Raw genomic sequence first — 21,269 nt, 5'->3', positions numbered from 1 at the left:
TTACGGAGTGCTATATTATTTAAAACGGTACGTAATACGACCACGATTTAAATCGTACGGAGATAATTCTACCGTAACTTTGTCTCCTGGTAAAATACGAATGAAGTTCATACGGATTTTACCAGAAACGTGAGCCAATACGACATGCCCATTCTCTAATTCTACTTTGAACATAGCATTTGGCAACGTTTCAAGAACGGTACCTTCGACTTCAATTACATCATCTTTAGCCATTCAATAGTTCTCCCTTCTTCAAATCAGTAACATTTTACACTGCTCTGAAATCCCGGAGAGCCAGCTACTTATAAAGTGGTAAGGATTTCGTATCCTGCTTCTGTAAGAGCAATCGTGTGCTCAAAGTGGGCACACCATTTACCATCTACCGTTACCACTGTCCAGTCATCAGATAGTGTTTTTACATATCGTCTTCCTTGATTCACCATCGGCTCAACACAGATGACCATTCCCGGCTTTAATCTAGGGCCTCTATTTGGTGGACCATAGTGCGGGATTTGAGGGTCCTCATGTAAGTCTTGCCCGATTCCGTGACCAACATACTCCCTAACGATCGAGAACCCATTCTCTTCAGCATGGGTTTGAACCGCATGTGAGATATTTGATAATCTTTCGCCTGGTTTTACTTGTTCTAGACCAAGATACAACGATTTTTCTGTGACATCAAGTAGCTTTTGAACAGATTCAGAAATGTTTCCAACTGGATACGTCCATGCAGAATCTCCATGGTACCCATTGTATTTCGCACCAATATCGATACTGATGATATCGCCCTCTTCGAGCTTGCGCTTCCCTGGAATTCCGTGTACAAGCTCTTCATTTACAGAAGCACATATGCTCCCCGGAAATCCGTTGTATCCTTTAAAAGATGGCGTAGCACCATATTTTCGAATCGTCTTTTCCGCTATTTGATCGAGCTCTTTCGTTGTAATTCCTGGAGTAATATGCTGTTTCAACTCTTGATGAGTTAAAGCAACGATCCTGCCAGCTTCTCGCATGATTTCTATCTCGCGAGGAGTTTTGCAGATGATCATTACGCTAAGCCTCCGATGAGAACATCGATATCAGCAAATACTTTATTGATATCTTGCTCACCATTAATGCTTTGTAAGTAACCAAGCTCCTCGTAGAAATCAAGCAAAGGTTTTGTTTGCTTAATATTTACATCTAAACGATTTGCCACAGTTTCTTCATTGTCATCAGAGCGTTGATATAATTCGCCACCACATTTATCGCACACATCAGCTTTTGCTGGTGGATTGAATTCTAAGTGGTAAGTCGCACCGCACTCTTTACAAATGCGACGGCCTGTAAGGCGTTTTAATAACAACCCTGAATCCACATTAATGTTTAAAACATAGTCGATTTTTTTACCAAGATCTTTCATAATCTCTTCAAGAGCTGATGCTTGTGCAACAGTTCGTGGGAAACCGTCTAGTAAGAAACCTCTTACGCAGTCTTCTTGACTTAAACGTTCACGAACGATTCCGATTGTAACTTCATCTGGAACAAGCGCACCTTTATCAATAAAAGATTTTGCTTGTAGACCCATTTCAGTTTCAGCCTTCATAGCTGCACGGAACATATCTCCTGTTGAAATGTGAGGGATGTTATACTTGGCAACAATCTGTTCGGCTTGTGTACCTTTACCAGCACCAGGAAGCCCCATTAAAATTAAGTTCATCCTTGTTCCCCCTCAGAGTACATGAGCATGTAGGGAAGACAAACCTTCCCACTTACTCACTGCTTGATAAACCCTTTGTAATGGCGTTTTACCAGTTGGCTTTCTAGCTGCTTCATTGTTTCTAAAGCAACGCCGACAACGATTAACATACTCGTTCCACCAATCTGTGCAGATGGAGGAAGATTTCCCAGTTTCGTAAAGATAACTGGTAAGATTGCAATCGCTGCTAGGAAAATTGATCCTACAAAGGTTAAACGATACAAGATTTTTGTTAGATATTGTTCCGTATTCTTACCCGGACGAATACCTGGAACATATCCACCTTGTTTGTTTAGATTCTCTGACATTTGCTCTGGATTAACCTGAACAAACGCATAGAAATATGTGAAGGCTACAATGAGCGCAACATATATGATCATTCCCACTGGGTGAGAATAGTTAAAGTTTGCAATGATCCACTGCGATACATCATGCTTCGGGAAGAACTGTGCAATAGTTGGAGGCGTAATTAAGAATGAAACAGCAAAAATGACTGGAATAACACCCGCACTATTTACCTTAAGCGGTAAATGTGTGTTTTGTGCTCCAGCATGATTCCCATTCCCTCCTGTTACACGCTTCGCATATTGAATTGGGATCTTTCTAACAGCCTGTTGAATGAAAATAACACCAACAATAACCGCTAGCACAGCTAGTAAGATCAACGCAACTTTAACGATACTCATGAACAATTGATCTCCGATATTTTGAAACTGTTGTTGATACACTTGAGATATAACACTTGGGATCGCTGCGGCAATACCGCCAAAGATAAGGATGGAAATACCATTACCTACACCTTTAGCTGTAATCTGTTCACCTAACCACATTAAAAATGCAGTACCAGCAGTCAGTACCGTAGCAATGTATAAATAAGTGCTCCAACCAGGATTCAAAATTAATTGTCCACCTACCATACCGTTAAAACCGATTGACATACCAAACCCCTGAATAAACGCAAGAACAATTGTAAAGTAACGCGTGAATTGCGTTAGTTTACGACGGCCCATTTCACCTTGCTTCGACCATTCCGAAAATTTAGGAACAACATCCATCTGCAATAATTGCACGATGATGGATGCTGTAATATACGGCATGATTCCCATCGCGAAGATGGAGAAGTTTTTCAAGGCGCCACCGCCAAATGTATTTAGGATACCTAAGGCATTTAATTGATCTTGTGCTTTCAGTACGTCTCCATTTGTAAATGGCACTGGGATAAACGTGCCAATCCTGAATACGATTAACATCGCTAAAGTGAATAATATTTTACGTCTTATCTCAGCAACGCGCATAAAGTTGGAGATTGTACGAAACATTAGATCACCTCAACTGATCCGCCAGCTGCTTCAATTGCTTCTTTAGCACTTGAAGAGAACTTGTGCGCTTTAACAGTTAATTTTTTCTCTACTGCTCCGCTTGCAAGAATTTTAACACCGTCGTTTAACTTGCTGATAACGCCAGTTTCCAGCAATAATTCAGGTGTTACTTCTGTACCATCTTCAAAACGATTTAACGTTGATAAGTTTACAATAGTAAACTCTTTACGGTTAATGTTTGTGAAGCCGCGTTTTGGTAAACGACGGAATAATGGAGTTTGACCACCTTCGAAGCCAAGACGAACACCGCCACCAGAACGTGCGTTTTGTCCTTTATGACCTTTACCAGCAGTTTTACCGTTACCAGAACCGATACCACGACCGACACGGTTACGTACTTTACGAGAACCTTCTGCAGGTTTTAATTCATGAAGTTTCATTCCCAGGCACCTCCTTATATTAATGAGTTATCCTTAAGCTTCTTTTACAGTTATAAGGTGAGAAACTTTGTTGATCATACCAAGAATAGCAGGAGTTTCTTCCTTAACTACAGTTGAATTCAACTTTTTAAGACCTAAAGCTTCTACCGTCGCACGTTGATCTTGTGGACGACCAATTACACTACGAGTGAGGGTAATTTCTAACTTTTTCGCCATTTGTTTTCCCTCCTTAACCTAGTAGCTCTTCTACAGATTTACCGCGTAATTTTGCAACATCTTCAGCGCGCTTAAGTTCGCTTAATCCGTTCACAGTAGCGCGAATCATGTTGATTGGTGTGTTAGAACCAAGAGATTTCGAAAGAATATCTTGTACACCAGCTAATTCAAGTACCGCACGAACAGGTCCACCTGCAATAACACCAGTACCTTCAGCAGCAGGTTTTAAGAATACTTCACCAGCTCCAAAATGACCGTTGATTGTGTGTGGAATTGTTGTACCAACTAATGGTACAGCGATTAAGTTTTTCTTAGCGTCTTCGATAGCTTTGCGGATTGCGTCTGGTACCTCTTGTGCTTTACCAGTACCGAATCCAACATGACCGTTTTTATCGCCAACTACAACTAGTGCAGCAAAGCGGAAACGACGACCACCCTTAACAACTTTCGCGACACGATTTATCGTAACTACACGTTCTTCAAGTTCTAATTTACTTGGGTCAATGCGATGCATCAATTTTCCCTCCTTTGACCATTAAAATTGTAATCCAGCCTCACGAGCAGCTTCAGCTAGAGCTTTAACACGGCCATGGTATAAGTAACCACCGCGATCAAATACTACTTCTTTAACGCCTTTCTCTACAGCACGCTTAGCAACTGATTCTCCTACTTTCGTAGCAGCTTCAGTATTGCTAGTACCGTTAAGAGCAAGGTCTTTATCAAGAGTAGATGCACTTACTAACGTTACACCATTCACATCATCAATAACTTGAGCGTAAATATGTTGATTAGAACGGAACACGTTTAAACGTGGACGTTCTGCAGTACCAGTAAGTTTAGCACGTACACGTGCATGTCTTTTCTTACGAGTCGCATTTTTATCAGCTTTAGTGATCATTCTTGTCACTCCTTTCTCTCACCTAACGGGTTTACTTAGCAGTTTTACCTTCTTTACGACGAACAACTTCGCCTTCGTAACGAATACCTTTACCTTTATATGGCTCAGGAGCACGTACAGCACGGATGTTAGCAGCAAATTCGCCAACACGTTGCTTGTCGATACCTTTGATTACGATTTTAGTTGGTACAGGTACTTCAACTTCAAGACCTGCTTCCGGAGTCATTTCTACTGGATGAGAATAACCTACGCTTAATACAAGTTTATCTCCTTGTTTTTGAGCACGGTAACCAACACCGACTAATTCAAGTCCGCGTGCGAAACCTGTAGTTACACCTTCAACCATGTTTCCGATTAAAGCACGAGTTGTACCGTGTAATGCACGGTGTTCCTTCTGTTCAGATGGACGCTCAACTGTTAGTGTATTTTCTTCAATTTTGATAGACATATCAGCATTGAATTTACGAGTTAATTCACCTTTTGGGCCTTTTACTGTTACAGTATTGTCTTCTGCAATTGTAATAGTAACACCTGCAGGGATTTCAAGAATCTTTTTACCAATACGAGACATGTGGTCACACCTCCGTTCGTTTTAAATATATATTACCAAACGTATGCTACTACTTCTCCACCAGTTTGTAATTGACGAGCGTCTTTGTCTGTCATTACTCCCTTAGATGTAGAAACAAGAGCGATACCTAATCCGTTAAGTACACGTGGTACTTCATCAGCTTTAGCGTAAACGCGTAAGCCAGGTTTACTGATACGTTTTAATCCAGTGATTACACGTTCATTGTTTGCACCATATTTCAGGAAAATACGAAGGATACCTTGTTTGTTATCCTCGATGTATTCTACATCACGAATGAAACCTTCACGTTTTAAAAGTTCAGCGATCTCTTTTTTGATTTTAGAAGCAGGAACCTCTAATTTCTCATGACGTACCATGTTCGCATTACGGATGCGAGTAAGCATGTCTGCAATTGGATCTGTCATCACCATGTGTTTTACCTCCTTCCCATTTGTGGGTTTTACCAACTAGCTTTTTTAACACCAGGAATTTGACCTTTATATGCAAGTTCACGGAAACAAATACGGCAAAGCTTAAATTTGCGGTATACAGAATGCGGACGACCGCAGCGTTCGCAACGTGTATACTCTTGTACTTTAAACTTAGGAGTACGCTTTTGTTTCGCTATCATAGATTTTTTAGCCACGTTTTCGCCTCCTCTACTTAGCGTTGGTTTCCATTATTTTTGGAATGGCATACCGAATTGTGTTAAAAGTTCACGAGCTTCTTCATCAGTTTTCGCTGTAGTAACGATTACGATGTCCATACCGCGGACTTTGCTTACTTTATCATAATCGATCTCAGGGAAGATAAGTTGCTCTTTAACACCTAATGTGTAGTTCCCACGACCATCAAATGATTTCTTAGAAACACCACGGAAATCACGTACACGTGGTAAAGAAACCGATACTAATTTGTCGAAAAACTCATACATCTGCTCGCCGCGTAAAGTTACTTTCGCACCGATTGGCATACCTTCACGAAGACGGAAACCAGCGATTGATTTTTTAGCACGAGTTACAACAGGTTTTTGACCTGCGATTTGTGTTAATTCTTCTACTGCATTGTCTAAAGCTTTTGAGTTAGATACCGCGTCACCAACACCAGTGTTGATTACGATCTTTTCGATTTTCGGTACTTCCATCACAGATTTATAGTTAAACTTGCTCACTAGAGCAGGAGTAATTTCCTTTTGGAACTTCTCTTTAAGGCGATTCAATGAAGTGACCTCCTTTCTTAAGAAAATTATTTATCTAATAATTCACCAGATTTTTTTGCAATACGAACTTTTTTACCATCTTCTACTTTGAAGCCTACGCGAGTAGGTTCACCTGTTTTCGGATCTAAAACCATAACGTTAGAAACGTGAATAGGTGCTTCTTTAGTAATAATTCCACCTTGTGGATTTAATTGAGATGGCTTAGAGTGTTTTTTAACGATGTTAACACCCTCAACGATAACACGGTTTTGCTTTGGGAAAGCCACAAGGATAACGCCTTGTTTTCCTTTGTCTTTTCCAGTGATTACCTGTACTTTATCACCTTTTTTTACATGCATCTTAATTCTGCACCTCCTTAGCAAGGCAATACCTTAAATTATAGAACTTCTGGAGCTAAAGAAACGATCTTCATGAAGTTGCTATCACGTAATTCACGAGCTACTGGTCCGAAGATACGAGTACCACGTGGGCTCTTATCGTCTTTAATGATAACCGCTGCGTTTTCATCAAATTTGATGTAAGAACCGTCCGGACGACGAGCTCCGCTCTTCGTACGTACTACTACTGCTTTAACAACGTCACCTTTTTTAACAACGCCACCTGGTGTTGCTTGTTTTACCGTAGCAACGATAATATCACCAATGTTAGCATATTTACGACCAGAGCCGCCTAATACTTTAATTGTTAAAAGTTCACGTGCACCAGAGTTGTCAGCAACTTTCAAACGAGATTCTTGTTGGATCATGTTATGAAACCTCCCTTCGGACTAAAAATTCCGATTCGTCTATTTAGATAATAACCGCTTCTTCAACGATTTCAACTAAACGGAAACGCTTAGTAGCAGAAAGCGGGCGAGTTTCCATGATTTTAACGATATCGCCAAGTTTCGCTTGGTTTTGCTCATCATGGGCTTTGTACTTCTTAGAATACTTAACACGTTTTCCGTACAAGGAATGAGTTTTGTAAGTTTCAACTAAAACTGTAATCGTTTTGTCCATTTTGTCAGACACAACACGACCAGTATAAACTTTGCGTTGGTTACGTTCGCTCACTATGCAAACCTCCCCTCAATTTATCGATTAATTCCGATCTCTCTTTCACGAACTACAGTTTTCATACGAGCGATTGCTTTACGCACTTCACGAATGCGAGTTGGATTCTCTAATTGTCCTGTAGCAAGTTGGAAGCGAAGATTGAACAATTCTTCCTTTAAAGCTTTAACTTTTGTTTCGATTTCGGCAGTGGTTAATTCACGAATATCATTAGTTTTCATTAGATTCACCACCATTTTCTTCACGTTTTACGAATTTACATTTCACAGGTAACTTGTGAGCTGCAAGACGTAATGCTTCGCGTGCTACCTCTTCAGATACACCCGCGATTTCGAACATAATTTTCCCAGGTTTTACTACTGCTACCCAGCCTTCTGGTGCCCCTTTACCGGAACCCATACGTACTTCTAGAGGTTTTGCAGTGTAAGGCTTAGAAGGGAAAATTTTAATCCATACTTTACCGCCACGTTTCATGTAACGAGTCATTGCACGACGAGCAGCTTCGATTTGACGGTTTGTAATCCATGAAGCAGCTTGTGCTTGTAAACCGAATTCACCGAAAGCAATTTCAGTTCCACCTTTTGCACGACCACGCATTTTACCACGATGCTCTCTACGATATTTTACGCGTTTTGGCATTAACATATTATTTTCCTCCTTCCTCAGAAGCTTTCTTTTTTGTAGGAAGGACTTCTCCACGGTAGATCCATACTTTTACGCCTAATTTACCGTATGTTGTATCAGCTTCAACTGCTGCATAGTCAATATCAGCGCGAAGTGTATGAAGTGGAACAGTTCCTTCACTGTAAGATTCTGCACGAGCGATATCAGCTCCGCCAAGACGACCAGAAACCTGTGTTTTAATACCTTTAGCACCTGCACGCATAGCACGTTGAATAACTTGCTTTTGTGCACGACGGAATGATACACGGTTTTCTAATTGACGAGCAATGTTTTCGCCTACTAATTTAGCGTTAAGATCAGCTCTCTTAACTTCTAAAATATTGATGTGTACACGCTTGCCTGTTAATTGGTTAAGAGCTTTACGAAGTGCTTCAACTTCAGTACCACCTTTACCAATTACCATACCAGGTTTTGCAGTGTGAATTGTAACATTTACACGATTTGCTGCACGTTCGATTTCTACTTTAGCAACAGCAGAATCTTTTAAGCGTACAGTAATGTACTCACGGATTTTGATGTCTTCATGTAATAATGTAGCGTAATCTTTCTCTGCGAACCAACGAGATTCCCAATCACGGATAACGCCGACACGAAGACCAATTGGATTAACCTTTTGACCCATCGATTATCCCTCCTTCTTTTCTGATACCACAACTGTAATGTGGCTTGTGCGTTTGTTAATTTGGCTTGCACGACCCATTGCACGTGGACGGAAACGTTTCAACGTTGGACCTTCGTCAACGAAAACTTTTTCAACAACTAGGTTGTTAATATCCATCTCATAATTGTGCTCTGCATTTGCGATTGCAGATTTTAAAACTTTCTCTACAACTGGAGAAGCAGTTTTTGGTGTGTGGTTAAGGATAGCAATCGCTTCACCCACTTGCTTACCTCGGATTAAGTCTACTACTAAACGAACTTTACGAGGAGCAATACGAACTGTTCTCGCTACTGCTTTAGCTTGCATTGAAGTGCCTCCTCTCATTATCTTCTAGTTTTCTTATCGTCAGCAAGGTGACCTTTATACGTACGAGTTGGTGCGAATTCACCTAACTTATGGCCAACCATATCCTCAGTGATGTACACAGGTACGTGTTTACGACCATCATATACAGCGATTGTGTGTCCGATGAACTGAGGGAAGATTGTTGAACGGCGAGACCAAGTTTTAACAACTTGTTTTTGCTCAGATGCAACTAATTTTTCCATTTTGCTCATTAAGTGATCATCGACAAATGGTCCTTTTTTTAAGCTACGAGCCATTTTGGTGCCTCCCTTCGTGATTGGCGTACGGTTCTGGAAATGAACCGTACTACAATCCCATTATTTTTTACGACGACGAACGATGAATTTGTCAGACGCTTTGTTTTTCTTACGAGTCTTGAATCCAAGAGTTGGTTTACCCCATGGAGACATTGGAGACTTACGTCCGATTGGAGAACGTCCTTCACCACCACCGTGTGGGTGATCAACCGGGTTCATTACAGAACCACGAACTGTTGGGCGTTTACCTAACCAGCGAGAGCGACCTGCTTTACCGATTTTGATAAGTTCGTGTTGTTCGTTACCAACTTGACCGATTGAAGCGCGACAAGCAGATAATACAAGACGTACTTCACCAGAAGTTAAACGTACAAGTACGTATTTTCCTTCTTTACCAAGTACTTGAGCAGATGTACCAGCAGAACGAACTAATTGTCCGCCACGACCAGGCTTAAGCTCGATGTTATGAACAACAGTACCTACTGGAATGTTGATTAATGGTAATGCGTTACCGATTTTAATGTCAGCTTCAGGGCCAGACATAACTTCCATACCTACTTCTAAAGTTTTAGGAGCAAGAATGTAACGTTTTTCACCGTCAACGTAGTTAATTAATGCGATATTCGCAGAGCGGTTTGGATCGTATTCGATCGTAGCAACGCGTCCTGGAATTCCATCTTTGTTACGCTTAAAGTCGATGATACGGTATTGACGCTTATGTCCGCCACCTTGATGACGTACAGTAATTTTACCTTGGTTATTACGACCAGCCTTCTTGCTTAAAGGAGCAAGTAATGACTTTTCGGGTCTGTCAGTCGTGATTTCAGCGAAATCATTCGTAGTCATGTTACGACGACCGTTAGTAGTTGGATTATACTTTTTAATTCCCATCTCAATTTCCCTCCTTCTTTAGTAAGAATTAAACGCCTTGGAAGATTTCGATTTCTTTGCTGTCAGCAGTTAGCTTAACGATTGCTTTACGACGACGGCTAGTAAAACCAGCGTGACGACCAACGCGTTTTGCTTTCGGCTTGTAGTTCATGATGTTCACTTTTTCTACTTTAACACCAAAGATCGCTTCAAGAGCATCTTTAACTTCTGTTTTATTAGATTTAACGTCCACATCGAACGTGTATTTTTTTTCAGCCATCATTTCCATAGAACGTTCAGTGATAACTGGGCGCTTAATGATATCACGAGGATCTCTCATTATGCAAGCACCTCCTCTACTTTTTCCACTGCCGCTTTTGTCATGATTAGCTTATCATGATGAAGCACGTCTAAAACGTTTACGCCATCAGCAGTGATTACTGTTACTCCAGGGATATTGCGAGCAGATAACTCTACAGATTCGTTTGCATCAGCAGTTACGATAAGAGCTTTCTTCTCAACAGTTAATCCTTTAAGTACTGCTAGCATGTCTTTTGTTTTTGGTGCATTTAACACTAGGTCTTCAAGAACTACAATGTTGTTCTCAACTACTTTAGTAGCTAATGCAGATTTGATTGCTAAACGACGAACTTTCTTAGGAAGTTTGTACGCATAGCTTCTTGGTGTAGGTCCGAATACCGTACCACCACCACGCCATTGAGGAGAGCGGATAGACCCTTGACGAGCACGTCCAGTTCCTTTTTGACGCCATGGTTTACGACCACCACCACGAACTTCAGAACGAGTTTTTACTTTGTGTGTACCTTGACGTAAAGATGCACGTTGCATCATTACAGCTTCGAAAAGTACAGCTTCATTTGGTTCGATACCGAAAATAGCTTCAGCTAATTCGATTTCACCAACCTGTGAACCAGTTTGGTTATATACAGTAACTTTTGGCATTGGAATTCCTCCTTCCTATTGTGAATTATTTGCTAACCTTCACAGCGCCTTGAACAACTACAAGAGATTTCTTAGCACCTGGAACGTTACCTTTTACTAGTAATAAGTTGCGCTCAGTGTCAACTTGAACGATTTCTAAGTTTTGGATAGTAACTTGGTCTCCACCCATACGTCCAGCAAGTTTTTTACCTTTGAATACACGGTTTGGAGCAACTGGCCCCATTGAACCTGGACGACGGTGATAGCGAGAACCATGAGACATAGGTCCGCGAGATTGTCCGTGGCGTTTGATAACACCTTGGAAACCTTTACCTTTAGAAATTCCTGTTACGTCAACGATTTCACCTGCAGCGAAAACTTCAACTTTTACCTCTTGACCAACCTCTAATCCGTCCACGTCTGCATCGCGGATTTCGCGAATGAAGCGCTTAGGAGTTGTAGATGCTTTAGCAGTGTGGCCTTGTTCAGGTTTGTTAGTTAACTTTTCACGTTTATCTTCGAATCCTAACTGGATTGCATTGTAGCCATCAGTTTCAGTTGTTTTCTTTTGAAGAACAACGTTTGGATTAGCAGCGATTACCGTTACTGGGATTAACTCACCGTTCTCAGCAAATACTTGAGTCATACCGATCTTTCTTCCTAAGATTCCTTTGGTCATGAGTTACACCTCCTACATTTTTAAGTTATATAAATTATAGTTTGATTTCGATATCTACACCAGACGGTAAGTCTAAACGCATTAATGAATCTACTGTTTGTGGAGTAGGACTCACGATATCGATTAAACGTTTGTGTGTGCGCATTTCGAATTGCTCACGAGAATCTTTGTACTTATGAACAGCACGAAGAATTGTGTAAATAGTCTTCTCAGTTGGTAATGGGATCGGACCAGAAACTGTTGCCCCAGAACGCTTAGCTGTTTCTACAATTTTCTCAGCTGATTGATCAAGAATACGGTGATCATAAGCTTTTAAACGGATACGAATTTTTTCTTTTGCCATTATTTTCCCTCCTTCGTTCGCCTATTTCTAAAATAGACCTTCTCCATGGAAATTTCCCCACACCATGCCATGGCAAAGCGGCCGGGTGTGTCAGCAACCTTCCACTTCATCGCAGTCAAAGACCAACATTGTCTATTATACAATGTTATTCGTCTAGATGCAAGCATCTTTTTGTTTGCATCTGCTTTTCTCTACTTTTGCTATTATACATGGCACTTTAAAGAATTTCAAGTTTTCATCTCACAGAATTCATTTTACAGTTTCTGGATTTTAGTTTATTGATTTTGTATTACTATAGAAGAAACTCGTCAAAATATAAAAATATCATTTCATTCATTATATAAATACAAACAAAAAACCCAAGGGAAAATCCCTTGGGTTTTTTTATATCAGTTAAGATTACTCAACGATAGTAGCAACTACACCGTAACCTACTGTACGTCCACCTTCACGAATAGAGAATTTAGTTCCCTCTTCGATAGCGATTGGAGCGATAAGTTCGATAGTCATTTCGATGTTGTCACCAGGCATTACCATTTCAGTACCTTCTGGTAATTGGATGATACCAGTTACGTCAGTTGTACGGAAGTAGAACTGAGGACGGTAGTTAGCGAAGAATGGAGTGTGACGTCCACCTTCTTCTTTAGATAATACGAAAACTTCAGCTTTGAATTTAGCGTGAGCTTTTACAGAGCCAGTTTTAGCAAGAACTTGTCCACGTTGGATATCTTCACGAGCAACCCCACGAAGAAGAGCACCGATGTTGTCTCCAGCTTGAGCTTGGTCAAGAAGCTTACGGAACATTTCTACACCAGTTACAGTTGTAGAAGCATTTTCTTCAGCAAGACCGATGATTTCTACTACGTCACCAACTTTAACGATACCGCGCTCTACACGACCAGTTGCAACTGTACCACGACCTGTGATAGAGAATACATCCTCGATAGGCATTAAGAATGGTTTGTCAGTTTCACGTTCTGGAGTTGGGATGTAAGCATCAACTTCAGTCATTAATTCAATGATTTTTGCTTCCCAATCAGCTTCTCCTTGAAGAGCTTTAAGAGCAGAACCTTTGATTACAGGAATGTCGTCGCCTGGGAATCCGTATTCAGATAATAGGTCGCGAACTTCCATTTCTACTAATTCTAATAGTTCTTCGTCGTCTACCATGTCGCATTTGTTTAAGAATACAACGATGTAAGGAACACCTACTTGACGAGAAAGAAGGATGTGCTCACGTGTTTGAGGCATTGGGCCATCAGCAGCAGATACTACTAAGATACCGCCGTCCATTTGAGCAGCACCAGTGATCATGTTTTTAACATAGTCAGCGTGACCTGGGCAGTCAACGTGTGCATAGTGACGAGTTTCAGTTTCGTACTCAACGTGTGCAGTTGAGATTGTGATTCCGCGCTCTCTTTCTTCTGGAGCAGCGTCGATTTGATCGTATCCGCGTGCTTCAGCACCACCAGCTTTTGCAAGAACTGTAGTGATCGCAGCAGTTAATGTAGTTTTACCATGGTCAACGTGGCCGATTGTACCGATGTTAACATGGGGTTTAGAACGTTCGAATTTAGCTTTAGCCATTCTAAATTCCTCCTTAGTTTATATAGGTTATTTTATATTTAGACTAGAAAGCGAAACTTAAGTCTCACTTTCTAAGCTTACATAAGTAGTTATACTTGAACAATCGATAAAAATCAATTATTCACCTTTATTTTTTTTAATAATTTCTTCAGAAACAGACTTCGGTACTTCTTCATAATGATCAAATGTCATTGAGAATGTTCCGCGTCCTTGAGTGTTAGAGCGTAATGCTGTCGCATAACCGAACATTTCAGAAAGTGGAACCATAGCGCGAACAACTTGAGCGTTACCGCGAGCTTCCATACCTTCTACACGTCCACGACGAGACGTTACGTCGCCCATAATGTCACCCATGTACTCTTCAGGAATTACAACTTCAACTTTCATCATTGGCTCAAGAATTACTGGGCTACATTTAGAAACCGCAGCTTTAAGCGCCATAGATGCAGCGATTTTGAAAGCCATCTCAGATGAATCGACATCATGGTAAGATCCGTCAACTAACGCAGCTTTGATGTCAACTAGTGGATAACCAGCTAGTACACCATTTTTAAGTGAGTCTTCAAGACCCGCTCCAACAGCTGGGATGTATTCACGTGGAACTACACCACCGACGATTTTGTTTTGGAATTCAAAACCTTTACCTTCTTCATTAGGTTCAAACTCAATCCAAACGTGACCGAATTGTCCACGACCACCAGATTGACGAGCGAACTTACCTTCAACTTTCGCAGCAGCGCGGAAAGTCTCACGGTATGCTACCTGAGGAGCACCAACGTTTGCTTCCACTTTGAATTCACGACGCATACGGTCAACGATGATATCAAGGTGAAGTTCACCCATACCAGCGATGATTGTTTGGCCAGTTTCTTGGTCAGTGTGAGCACGGAATGTTGGATCTTCTTCAGAAAGCTTAGATAATGCTGTACCCATTTTATCTTGGTCAGCTTTAGATTTTGGTTCGATAGCTACAGAGATAACTGGCTCTGGGAATTCCATAGACTCAAGGATAACAAGGCTCTTCTCGTCACAAAGAGTATCACCAGTAGTAGTATCTTTTAAACCTACAGCAGCAGCGATGTCACCAGCGTAAACTGTTGAAATCTCTTCACGGCTGTTAGCGTGCATTTGTAGGATACGACCTACACGCTCACGCTTACCTTTAGTTGAGTTTTTCACGTATGATCCAGAGTTTAACACACCAGAATACACACGGAAGAACGTTAACTTACCAACATAAGGGTCAGTCATGATTTTGAATGCTAAAGCTGCGAATGGTTCTTCATCGCTAGACTTACGTTCGATTTCTTCATCTGTATCCGGAAGAGTACCTTTAATAGCAGGTACGTCTAATGGAGATGGTAGGTAGTCGATAACTGCGTCTAACAGAATTTGAACACCTTTATTTTTGAATGCAGAACCACAGATTACTGGGAAGAATTCTACAGAAGTTGTAGCCTTACGGATACCAGCTTTAAGCTCTTCTACAGTGATTTCTTCACCTTCTAGGTACTTCATCATCATTTCTTCATCAAGCTCAGCTACCGCTTCAATAAGTTTTCCACGGTATTCTGCAGCTAATTCTTTGTGCTCTTCAGGAATTTCAACACGCTCGATGTCTGTTCCTAAATCGTTACCGTACATGTAAGCACATTCTTCAACAAGGTCAATGATACCATTGAACTCATCTTCAGCACCGATTGGTAACTGAATTGGGTGTGCGTTTGCTTGTAAACGATCGTGGATTGTTCCTACAGAGTATAAGAAATCTGCACCAATCTTATCCATTTTGTTAACGAATACGATACGAGGTACACCGTAAGTAGTAGCCTGACGCCAAACAGTTTCTGTTTGTGGTTCTACACCAGATTGTGCATCAAGTACTGCTACCGCACCATCAAGTACGCGTAAAGAACGTTCTACTTCTACTGTGAAGTCTACGTGTCCTGGAGTGTCAATGATGTTTACACGGTGACCTTTCCATTGAGCTGTAGTTGCAGCAGAAGTAATTGTGATACCACGCTCTTGCTCTTGCTCCATCCAGTCCATCTGAGATGCACCTTCATGAGTTTCACCGATTTTATGAATACGTCCTGTGTAATACAGAATACGCTCAGTTGCTGTTGTTTTACCAGCATCGATGTGAGCCATGATACCAATATTACGAGTGTTTTCTAAAGAGAACTCTCTTGTCATTTGGTGTCTTGCTCCTTCCATATATGGATTGGATTTTTTTATTTTAAGTAGCAAAAAAGCCACTTTATATTGTTACACATGTCAGTATGTCCAGTACCCTCATTATGTAAAACGAGCGCCCAACGAAAGGGAGAGGCATTCTCCCTCTCCACACTTCCATAAGCGACAAATAAAGCGGTTTATGCTTACATTTATTTTACGTTGAATCCTACCAACGGTAATGAGCAAATGCTTTGTTAGCTTCTGCCATTTTATGAGTGTCTTCACGTTTCTTAACAGATGCACCAGCGTTGTTAGCTGCATCTAAGATTTCGTAAGCTAGACGCTCTTCCATAGTTTTTTCACCACGAAGACGAGCATAGTTTACTAACCAGCGAAGACCTAAAGTTGTACGGCGTTCTGGACGAACCTCAACTGGAACTTGGTAGTTAGCACCACCAACACGACGAGCGCGTACTTCAAGAACAGGCATGATGTTCTTAAGAGCTTGCTCGAATACTTCCATTGGTTCTTTATCTGAACGTTCACGAACGATATCGAAAGCGTTATAAAGAATTGTTTGAGATTTACCTTTTTTACCGTCAACCATCATTTTGTTGATAAGGCGTGTTACTAGCTTAGAATTGTACATTGGATCTGGTAACACGTCACGTTTCGCAACAGGTCCTTTACGAGGCATATTGAGTTCCTCCTTTCATTTCAAAGTTATTATTTTTTAGCAGGTTTTGGTCGCTTAGTACCATATTTAGAACGTCCTTGCATACGTTTGTCAACACCAGCTGTGTCAAGCGCACCACGAACGATGTGGTAACGTACCCCCGGTAAATCCTTTACACGACCACCGCGAATTAATACTACGCTATGCTCTTGTAGGTTATGACCGATACCTGGGATGTAAGCTGTAACCTCGATACCGTTTGTTAAACGTACACGAGCGTATTTACGTAACGCTGAGTTAGGTTTCTTTGGAGTCATTGTACCAACACGAGTACATACACCACGTTTTTGAGGTGCAGAGATATCAGTTGATTTTTTCTTTAAAGAGTTGAACCCTTTGTTTAACGCAGGTGATTTAGATTTCCATACTTTATCAGTACGACCATTTCTCACTAATTGGTTAATAGTAGGCATTTGATTATCCTCCCTTCGCATGTTTGTATGACCACATATCCAGGTGGTTCATTATTAGTTGAAAACAAAGTTTTTGCAAGGGAGAGCAAATGCTCTCTCCTCACAAAAACAGTTTTAACTTATTATTCCTATTGCTGAAGCTCCCACTTGAATCCCCGAAACTTTTCCAAGCTTACGAACTGATTCAACTTTGGTTATGGGTATGTTATGTTGTAAGGCAGTACGAATGATTATATGGGTTAACCGCATATCAGCATCTTCCGCAATAACAACTTCTTTAACTATACCATTTTTGATTGCCTCCAATGTGCGTTTATGACCAACGACTACATTTTCAGCATTTGACACTTTTTGATAAGACATATAAATATCCTCCAAAGCATCGTTCAGGAGCAACCTTGCTTATAGTAACATTTTGACTCATACAATGTCAACTAGGATTAACTGTTTTTATACAAAATTTATGACGGAAAATTTTACTGTTCCACATAAACTTCATCGTTTTCTACATTCATGTCACCTTGTGTTGTTTTTACAAGATCCACTTTGCGATAACGATTCATACCTGTTCCAGCAGGAACAAGTTTACCAATAATAACATTTTCTTTCAATCCTAGAAGTTCATCGCGTTTACCCTTAATTGCTGCATCAGTTAAGACACGAGTTGTTTCTTGGAACGACGCTGCAGATAAGAATGAATCAGTTTCAAGTGAAGCTTTTGTAATACCAAGTAGAACAGGTCTAGCCGTTGCTGGTTGTTTACCTTGCAGTAACACCTTCGCATTCGCATCAGTAAACTGATGGATATCTAGTAATGTTCCTGGTAATACATCTGTTTCACCCGCATCACTTACACGAACTTTACGTAACATTTGACGTACCATTACTTCTACGTGTTTGTCACCAATTTCTACCCCTTGCATACGGTATACTTTTTGAACTTCACGTAATAAGTATTCTTGAACCGCCGTAATGTCCGTTACTTTTAGTAATTCTTTCGGATCAATAGAACCCTCTGTTAACTCTTTACCGTGGCTAATTGGCTGTCCTGGAGTTACTTTCAGACGTGCACCGTAAGGAATAGCATACGTACGAGCTTCAACTTCACCCTGTACAACTACTTCTTGGCGATCTTTAACATCGTTGATCGCTGCGATAACACCATCGATTTCACTGATAACTGCCTGACCTTTCGGGTTACGAGCTTCGAAGATCTCTTGGATACGAGGTAAACCTTGAGTGATATCATCTCCGGCAACCCCACCTGTATGGAACGTACGCATCGTTAACTGTGTACCTGGCTCACCGATAGATTGAGCTGCGATAATACCTACCGCTTCTCCTACTTCTACGTCTGTACCAGTAGCTAAGTTACGACCGTAACATTTCTTACATACACCGTGGCGAGTGTTACACGTGAACGCTGAACGAATGTTTACAGTTTCAACACCCGAATTTTCAACAATATGAGCGATATCTTCAGTAATTAATTGATTTTCAGCAACTAATACTTCACCTGTTTCAGGATGTTTTACAGTTTTTCTTGCAAAACGTCCAACAAGACGATCATATAATGACTCAATAACTTCATTACCCTCTTTAATCGCACCAATTAATAAACCACGATCTGTTCCACAATCATCTTCACGAACAATTACATCTTGTGCAACGTCAACAAGACGACGTGTTAAGTAACCAGAATCGGCAGTTTTAAGTGCTGTATCGGCAAGACCTTTACGTGCACCATGCGTAGAGATGAAGTACTCAAGTACTGTTAAACCTTCACGGAAACTTGATTTGATTGGAAGTTCGATGATACGACCAGATGGATTGGCCATCAGACCACGCATACCAGCAAGCTGAGTAAAGTTCGATGCGTTACCACGGGCACCGGAATCACTCATCATGAAGATTGGGTTGCGTTTATTCAAGGATTTCATCAGTTTTCCTTGGATAACATCTTTTGCATTACTCCAAATAGAGATAACGCGATCGTAACGCTCTTCTTCCGTGATTAAACCGCGACGGAATTGTTTAATTACATTATCTACTTTTGCTTGTGCTTCGTGGAGAATTTCATCTTTTTCACCTAATACAAGAATGTCAGATACCCCAACTGTAATACCAGCTTTTGTAGAGTATTTGAATCCTAAGTTTTTCATACGGTCAAGCATGCGAGACGTTTCTGTAATTTTGAAACGTTTAAACACTTCCGCAATGATGTTACCAAGGATTTTCTTGCTGAATGGCGCCACTTCTTCGCGACTAGCAATAATTTCTTTAATGTTTGCACCTTTTTCAACGAAATATTCCGCTGGTGTTTCTTTTTCAAGGTTTGAGTTTGTTGGTTCATTAATATAAGGGAACGACTCTGGTAAGATTTCGTTAAATATTAATTTACCAACTGTTGTTAATAGAAGCTTACCCTTTTGCTCTTCAGTAAACGTTACATTATTTACTGAACTTGCAGCAACTGCCACACGTGTGTGCAGATGTACATATCCATTTTGGTATGCAAGTATTGCTTCGTTTGCATCTTTGAAGACCATACCTTCACCGATTGCACCCTCACGCTCAAGTGTTAAGTAGTAGTTACCTAATACCATATCCTGAGATGGAGTAACAACTGGTTTTCCGTCTTTTGGATTCAAGATGTTTTGTGCCGCTAACATAAGAATACGAGCTTCTGCTTGTGCCTCTGATGATAACGGAACGTGAACCGCCATTTGGTCACCGTCAAAGTCCGCGTTGTATGCAGTACATACAAGTGGGTGAAGACGGATTGCGCGACCTTCTACTAATGTAGGTTCAAACGCCTGGATACCAAGACGGTGAAGTGTTGGTGCGCGGTTTAGAAGTACTGGATGTTCTTTAATCACAGATTCTAAAACGTCCCAAACTTCAGGTTGTACACGCTCGATTTTACGTTTCGCACTCTTAATGTTGTGTGCTAATCCTTTTTCAACTAACTCTTTCATTACGAAAGGTTTGAACAGTTCAAGCGCCATTTCTTTCGGTAATCCACATTGATACATCTTTAAGTTCGGTCCTACAACGATTACAGAACGGCCAGAGTAGTCAACACGTTTACCTAATAAGTTTTGACGGAAACGTCCTTGTTTACCTTTAAGCATGTGAGATAGTGATTTTAATGGACGGTTACCTGGTCCAGTTACTGGACGGCCACGACGACCATTATCGATTAATGCGTCTACAGCTTCTTGTAACATACGTTTTTCGTTTTGAACGATGATGCTTGGTGCACCTAAGTCCAATAGACGTTTTAAACGGTTGTTACGGTTAATTACACGACGGTATAAGTCGTTTAAGTCAGAAGTAGCAAAACGTCCACCATCTAACTGTACCATTGGGCGTAGTTCTGGTGGGATTACTGGTAGAACATCTAAGATCATCCAAGATGGCTCATTTCCAGAGTTACGGAATGCTTCTAATACTTCTAGACGTTTAATAGCACGAGTACGGCGTTGTCCTTGTGCTGTTTTTAATTCTTCTTTTAAGAAGTCTACTTCTTTATCTAAATCGATGTCTTGTAATAGCTTTTTAATAGCTTCTGCACCCATAGCAGCTTGGAATGTGCTACCATATCGATCACGATATGCACGGTATTCTTTTTCAGAAAGTAATTGCTTCTTATCAAGTGGTGTATCTCCACTTTCTGTTACAACATAAGAAGCGAAATAAATTACTTCTTCAAGCGCGCGAGGGGACATGTCTAAGACAAGTCCCATGCGGCTCGGGATACCTTTGAAATACCAAATATGAGATACAGGAGCAGCTAATTCGATATGACCCATACGCTCACGACGTACTTTTGCACGCGTTACTTCAACGCCACATCGATCACAAACTACACCTTTATAACGTACACGTTTGTATTTTCCGCAATGACATTCCCAGTCCTTTTGTGGTCCGAAAATACGCTCACAGAACAAGCCGTCTTTTTCAGGCTTTAACGTACGATAGTTAATTGTTTCTGGTTTCTTAACTTCACCGTATGACCAAGAACGAATCTTGTCAGGTGAAGCAAGTCCAATCTTCATATATTCAAAGTTATTTACATCTATCAAGGGGCCTACCTCCCTTTTAGTCTACAGGTTATC

At 40.8% G+C, this 21,269-nt stretch carries 31 protein-coding genes; all 31 read right to left on the bottom strand.

What is annotated here, in order from left to right; all coding sequences use genetic code 11:
- Positions 1–15: 15 nt before the first annotated feature.
- A complete protein-coding gene (gene infA / locus ACXY7N_RS28940; protein WP_001029884.1) occupies positions 16–234 on the bottom strand; it encodes a translation initiation factor IF-1 in 219 nt (72 codons plus the stop codon).
- A 68-nt stretch (positions 235–302) separates the two neighbouring features.
- Complete coding sequence (gene map, locus ACXY7N_RS28935) at positions 303–1,049, bottom strand: type I methionyl aminopeptidase (RefSeq protein ID WP_000582542.1); 747 nt, start codon at positions 1,047–1,049, stop codon at positions 303–305.
- The gene (locus ACXY7N_RS28930; protein WP_001048996.1) at positions 1,049–1,699 is read right to left on the bottom strand and encodes an adenylate kinase; all 651 of its coding nucleotides are present in this window, start codon (positions 1,697–1,699) and stop codon (positions 1,049–1,051) included. Before ACXY7N_RS28930 ends, map begins: the two co-directional genes overlap by 1 nt.
- Positions 1,700–1,755: 56 nt before the next feature.
- Positions 1,756–3,057, bottom strand: a complete 1,302-nt coding sequence (secY, locus tag ACXY7N_RS28925; protein WP_000490118.1) for a preprotein translocase subunit SecY — start codon at positions 3,055–3,057, stop codon at positions 1,756–1,758.
- Positions 3,057–3,497 (bottom strand): 50S ribosomal protein L15, encoded by a 441-nt coding sequence (gene rplO / locus ACXY7N_RS28920; protein ID WP_000766083.1) that lies wholly within the window; start codon positions 3,495–3,497, stop codon positions 3,057–3,059. Before rplO ends, secY begins: the two co-directional genes overlap by 1 nt.
- A gap of 33 nt (positions 3,498–3,530) precedes the next feature.
- On the bottom strand, positions 3,531–3,713 hold the full coding sequence (rpmD, locus tag ACXY7N_RS28915) for a 50S ribosomal protein L30 (RefSeq protein ID WP_001085231.1): 183 nt from the start codon (positions 3,711–3,713) through the stop codon (positions 3,531–3,533).
- 13 nt (positions 3,714–3,726) lie between these two features.
- Positions 3,727–4,227, bottom strand: a complete 501-nt coding sequence (gene rpsE, locus ACXY7N_RS28910) for a 30S ribosomal protein S5 (RefSeq protein WP_000554646.1) — start codon at positions 4,225–4,227, stop codon at positions 3,727–3,729.
- 21 nt (positions 4,228–4,248) lie between these two features.
- Positions 4,249–4,611, bottom strand: a complete 363-nt coding sequence (gene rplR, locus ACXY7N_RS28905; RefSeq protein WP_000628818.1) for a 50S ribosomal protein L18 — start codon at positions 4,609–4,611, stop codon at positions 4,249–4,251.
- A 31-nt stretch (positions 4,612–4,642) separates the two neighbouring features.
- Positions 4,643–5,182 (bottom strand): 50S ribosomal protein L6, encoded by a 540-nt coding sequence (gene rplF / locus ACXY7N_RS28900; protein ID WP_000086553.1) that lies wholly within the window; start codon positions 5,180–5,182, stop codon positions 4,643–4,645.
- Between the two features lie 32 nt (positions 5,183–5,214).
- The gene (gene rpsH, locus ACXY7N_RS28895) at positions 5,215–5,613 is read right to left on the bottom strand and encodes a 30S ribosomal protein S8 (RefSeq protein ID WP_000245511.1); all 399 of its coding nucleotides are present in this window, start codon (positions 5,611–5,613) and stop codon (positions 5,215–5,217) included.
- Positions 5,614–5,642: 29 nt separating this feature from the next.
- The gene (rpsN, locus tag ACXY7N_RS28890; RefSeq protein ID WP_001085700.1) at positions 5,643–5,828 is read right to left on the bottom strand and encodes a 30S ribosomal protein S14; all 186 of its coding nucleotides are present in this window, start codon (positions 5,826–5,828) and stop codon (positions 5,643–5,645) included.
- A gap of 33 nt (positions 5,829–5,861) precedes the next feature.
- Positions 5,862–6,401 carry a 50S ribosomal protein L5 gene (rplE, locus tag ACXY7N_RS28885; protein WP_001080829.1) on the bottom strand — a complete coding sequence of 180 codons (540 nt, stop codon included), beginning with the start codon at positions 6,399–6,401 and terminating at the stop codon, positions 5,862–5,864.
- A 26-nt stretch (positions 6,402–6,427) separates the two neighbouring features.
- Entirely contained in the window at positions 6,428–6,739 is a 312-nt protein-coding gene (gene rplX, locus ACXY7N_RS28880) for a 50S ribosomal protein L24 (RefSeq protein WP_000558201.1), read from the bottom strand.
- A gap of 38 nt (positions 6,740–6,777) precedes the next feature.
- Positions 6,778–7,146 carry a 50S ribosomal protein L14 gene (gene rplN, locus ACXY7N_RS28875; RefSeq protein ID WP_000615912.1) on the bottom strand — a complete coding sequence of 123 codons (369 nt, stop codon included), beginning with the start codon at positions 7,144–7,146 and terminating at the stop codon, positions 6,778–6,780.
- A 43-nt stretch (positions 7,147–7,189) separates the two neighbouring features.
- Positions 7,190–7,453, bottom strand: coding sequence for a 30S ribosomal protein S17 (gene rpsQ, locus ACXY7N_RS28870; RefSeq protein ID WP_000004106.1), 264 nt, complete (start codon positions 7,451–7,453; stop codon positions 7,190–7,192).
- Between the two features lie 20 nt (positions 7,454–7,473).
- Entirely contained in the window at positions 7,474–7,674 is a 201-nt protein-coding gene (rpmC, locus tag ACXY7N_RS28865; protein ID WP_000855718.1) for a 50S ribosomal protein L29, read from the bottom strand.
- A complete protein-coding gene (gene rplP / locus ACXY7N_RS28860; protein WP_000928969.1) occupies positions 7,664–8,098 on the bottom strand; it encodes a 50S ribosomal protein L16 in 435 nt (144 codons plus the stop codon). Before rplP ends, rpmC begins: the two co-directional genes overlap by 11 nt.
- A 1-nt stretch (position 8,099) precedes the next feature.
- On the bottom strand, positions 8,100–8,759 hold the full coding sequence (gene rpsC / locus ACXY7N_RS28855) for a 30S ribosomal protein S3 (RefSeq protein ID WP_000529958.1): 660 nt from the start codon (positions 8,757–8,759) through the stop codon (positions 8,100–8,102).
- Between the two features lie 3 nt (positions 8,760–8,762).
- Positions 8,763–9,104 (bottom strand): 50S ribosomal protein L22, encoded by a 342-nt coding sequence (gene rplV / locus ACXY7N_RS28850; RefSeq protein ID WP_001148024.1) that lies wholly within the window; start codon positions 9,102–9,104, stop codon positions 8,763–8,765.
- A 17-nt stretch (positions 9,105–9,121) separates the two neighbouring features.
- Positions 9,122–9,400, bottom strand: a complete 279-nt coding sequence (gene rpsS, locus ACXY7N_RS28845; RefSeq protein ID WP_000124454.1) for a 30S ribosomal protein S19 — start codon at positions 9,398–9,400, stop codon at positions 9,122–9,124.
- A gap of 60 nt (positions 9,401–9,460) precedes the next feature.
- A complete protein-coding gene (rplB, locus tag ACXY7N_RS28840; protein WP_000511584.1) occupies positions 9,461–10,291 on the bottom strand; it encodes a 50S ribosomal protein L2 in 831 nt (276 codons plus the stop codon).
- Positions 10,292–10,319: 28 nt separating this feature from the next.
- Positions 10,320–10,610, bottom strand: a complete 291-nt coding sequence (gene rplW, locus ACXY7N_RS28835; protein ID WP_001205558.1) for a 50S ribosomal protein L23 — start codon at positions 10,608–10,610, stop codon at positions 10,320–10,322.
- Positions 10,610–11,233 carry a 50S ribosomal protein L4 gene (rplD, locus tag ACXY7N_RS28830; RefSeq protein ID WP_001127258.1) on the bottom strand — a complete coding sequence of 208 codons (624 nt, stop codon included), beginning with the start codon at positions 11,231–11,233 and terminating at the stop codon, positions 10,610–10,612. Before rplD ends, rplW begins: the two co-directional genes overlap by 1 nt.
- A 25-nt stretch (positions 11,234–11,258) precedes the next feature.
- Positions 11,259–11,891: a 50S ribosomal protein L3 gene (gene rplC / locus ACXY7N_RS28825; RefSeq protein WP_000160209.1), complete on the bottom strand. Its 633-nt coding sequence runs from the start codon at positions 11,889–11,891 to the stop codon at positions 11,259–11,261.
- Between the two features lie 34 nt (positions 11,892–11,925).
- On the bottom strand, positions 11,926–12,234 hold the full coding sequence (gene rpsJ / locus ACXY7N_RS28820; protein WP_001040595.1) for a 30S ribosomal protein S10: 309 nt from the start codon (positions 12,232–12,234) through the stop codon (positions 11,926–11,928).
- Between the two features lie 399 nt (positions 12,235–12,633).
- Positions 12,634–13,821: an elongation factor Tu gene (gene tuf, locus ACXY7N_RS28815; RefSeq protein WP_001029617.1), complete on the bottom strand. Its 1,188-nt coding sequence runs from the start codon at positions 13,819–13,821 to the stop codon at positions 12,634–12,636.
- Positions 13,822–13,938: 117 nt separating this feature from the next.
- Positions 13,939–16,017 (bottom strand): elongation factor G, encoded by a 2,079-nt coding sequence (fusA, locus tag ACXY7N_RS28810; protein ID WP_000196381.1) that lies wholly within the window; start codon positions 16,015–16,017, stop codon positions 13,939–13,941.
- A gap of 208 nt (positions 16,018–16,225) precedes the next feature.
- Entirely contained in the window at positions 16,226–16,696 is a 471-nt protein-coding gene (rpsG, locus tag ACXY7N_RS28805; RefSeq protein ID WP_001137492.1) for a 30S ribosomal protein S7, read from the bottom strand.
- 29 nt (positions 16,697–16,725) lie between these two features.
- Positions 16,726–17,148, bottom strand: coding sequence for a 30S ribosomal protein S12 (gene rpsL / locus ACXY7N_RS28800; RefSeq protein ID WP_001142341.1), 423 nt, complete (start codon positions 17,146–17,148; stop codon positions 16,726–16,728).
- 114 nt (positions 17,149–17,262) lie between these two features.
- Positions 17,263–17,511, bottom strand: a complete 249-nt coding sequence (locus tag ACXY7N_RS28795; RefSeq protein ID WP_097949121.1) for a ribosomal L7Ae/L30e/S12e/Gadd45 family protein — start codon at positions 17,509–17,511, stop codon at positions 17,263–17,265.
- A gap of 113 nt (positions 17,512–17,624) precedes the next feature.
- Complete coding sequence (gene rpoC, locus ACXY7N_RS28790) at positions 17,625–21,236, bottom strand: DNA-directed RNA polymerase subunit beta' (RefSeq protein WP_016089672.1); 3,612 nt, start codon at positions 21,234–21,236, stop codon at positions 17,625–17,627.
- Positions 21,237–21,269: the final 33 nt, after the last annotated feature.

It is taken from the genome of Bacillus sp. 5w2 (assembly GCF_054353775.1).
Note: the sequence above shows the minus strand (reverse complement) of the source record. Positions and strands in the feature narration are given on the sequence as shown.

Excerpts from the sequence above, each read along its gene's own strand:
- rplX (WP_000558201.1), bottom strand. The coding sequence starts at position 6,739 with ATGCATGTAAAAAAAGGTGATAAAGTACAGGTAATCACTGGAAAAGAC.
- rplB (WP_000511584.1), bottom strand. The coding sequence starts at position 10,291 with ATGGGAATTAAAAAGTATAATCCAACTACTAACGGTCGTCGTAACATG.
- rplN (WP_000615912.1), bottom strand. The coding sequence starts at position 7,146 with ATGATCCAACAAGAATCTCGTTTGAAAGTTGCTGACAACTCTGGTGCA.
- rpsL (WP_001142341.1), bottom strand. The coding sequence starts at position 17,148 with ATGCCTACTATTAACCAATTAGTGAGAAATGGTCGTACTGATAAAGTA.
- rplW (WP_001205558.1), bottom strand. The coding sequence starts at position 10,610 with ATGAGAGATCCTCGTGATATCATTAAGCGCCCAGTTATCACTGAACGT.
- rpmD (WP_001085231.1), bottom strand. The coding sequence starts at position 3,713 with ATGGCGAAAAAGTTAGAAATTACCCTCACTCGTAGTGTAATTGGTCGT.
- rplR (WP_000628818.1), bottom strand. The coding sequence starts at position 4,611 with ATGATCACTAAAGCTGATAAAAATGCGACTCGTAAGAAAAGACATGCA.
- secY (WP_000490118.1), bottom strand. The coding sequence starts at position 3,057 with ATGTTTCGTACAATCTCCAACTTTATGCGCGTTGCTGAGATAAGACGT.
- rpsE (WP_000554646.1), bottom strand. The coding sequence starts at position 4,227 with ATGCATCGCATTGACCCAAGTAAATTAGAACTTGAAGAACGTGTAGTT.
- rplP (WP_000928969.1), bottom strand. The coding sequence starts at position 8,098 with ATGTTAATGCCAAAACGCGTAAAATATCGTAGAGAGCATCGTGGTAAA.
- rplF (WP_000086553.1), bottom strand. The coding sequence starts at position 5,182 with ATGTCTCGTATTGGTAAAAAGATTCTTGAAATCCCTGCAGGTGTTACT.
- ACXY7N_RS28930 (WP_001048996.1), bottom strand. The coding sequence starts at position 1,699 with ATGAACTTAATTTTAATGGGGCTTCCTGGTGCTGGTAAAGGTACACAA.
- infA (WP_001029884.1), bottom strand. The coding sequence starts at position 234 with ATGGCTAAAGATGATGTAATTGAAGTCGAAGGTACCGTTCTTGAAACG.
- rpsG (WP_001137492.1), bottom strand. The coding sequence starts at position 16,696 with ATGCCTCGTAAAGGACCTGTTGCGAAACGTGACGTGTTACCAGATCCA.
- rpsC (WP_000529958.1), bottom strand. The coding sequence starts at position 8,759 with ATGGGTCAAAAGGTTAATCCAATTGGTCTTCGTGTCGGCGTTATCCGT.
- ACXY7N_RS28795 (WP_097949121.1), bottom strand. The coding sequence starts at position 17,511 with ATGTCTTATCAAAAAGTGTCAAATGCTGAAAATGTAGTCGTTGGTCAT.
- map (WP_000582542.1), bottom strand. The coding sequence starts at position 1,049 with ATGATCATCTGCAAAACTCCTCGCGAGATAGAAATCATGCGAGAAGCT.
- rpsJ (WP_001040595.1), bottom strand. The coding sequence starts at position 12,234 with ATGGCAAAAGAAAAAATTCGTATCCGTTTAAAAGCTTATGATCACCGT.
- rplO (WP_000766083.1), bottom strand. The coding sequence starts at position 3,497 with ATGAAACTTCATGAATTAAAACCTGCAGAAGGTTCTCGTAAAGTACGT.
- rplC (WP_000160209.1), bottom strand. The coding sequence starts at position 11,891 with ATGACCAAAGGAATCTTAGGAAGAAAGATCGGTATGACTCAAGTATTT.
- rpsH (WP_000245511.1), bottom strand. The coding sequence starts at position 5,613 with ATGGTGATGACAGATCCAATTGCAGACATGCTTACTCGCATCCGTAAT.
- rplD (WP_001127258.1), bottom strand. The coding sequence starts at position 11,233 with ATGCCAAAAGTTACTGTATATAACCAAACTGGTTCACAGGTTGGTGAA.
- rplV (WP_001148024.1), bottom strand. The coding sequence starts at position 9,104 with ATGCAAGCTAAAGCAGTAGCGAGAACAGTTCGTATTGCTCCTCGTAAA.
- rpmC (WP_000855718.1), bottom strand. The coding sequence starts at position 7,674 with ATGAAAACTAATGATATTCGTGAATTAACCACTGCCGAAATCGAAACA.
- rpsS (WP_000124454.1), bottom strand. The coding sequence starts at position 9,400 with ATGGCTCGTAGCTTAAAAAAAGGACCATTTGTCGATGATCACTTAATG.
- fusA (WP_000196381.1), bottom strand. The coding sequence starts at position 16,017 with ATGACAAGAGAGTTCTCTTTAGAAAACACTCGTAATATTGGTATCATG.
- tuf (WP_001029617.1), bottom strand. The coding sequence starts at position 13,821 with ATGGCTAAAGCTAAATTCGAACGTTCTAAACCCCATGTTAACATCGGT.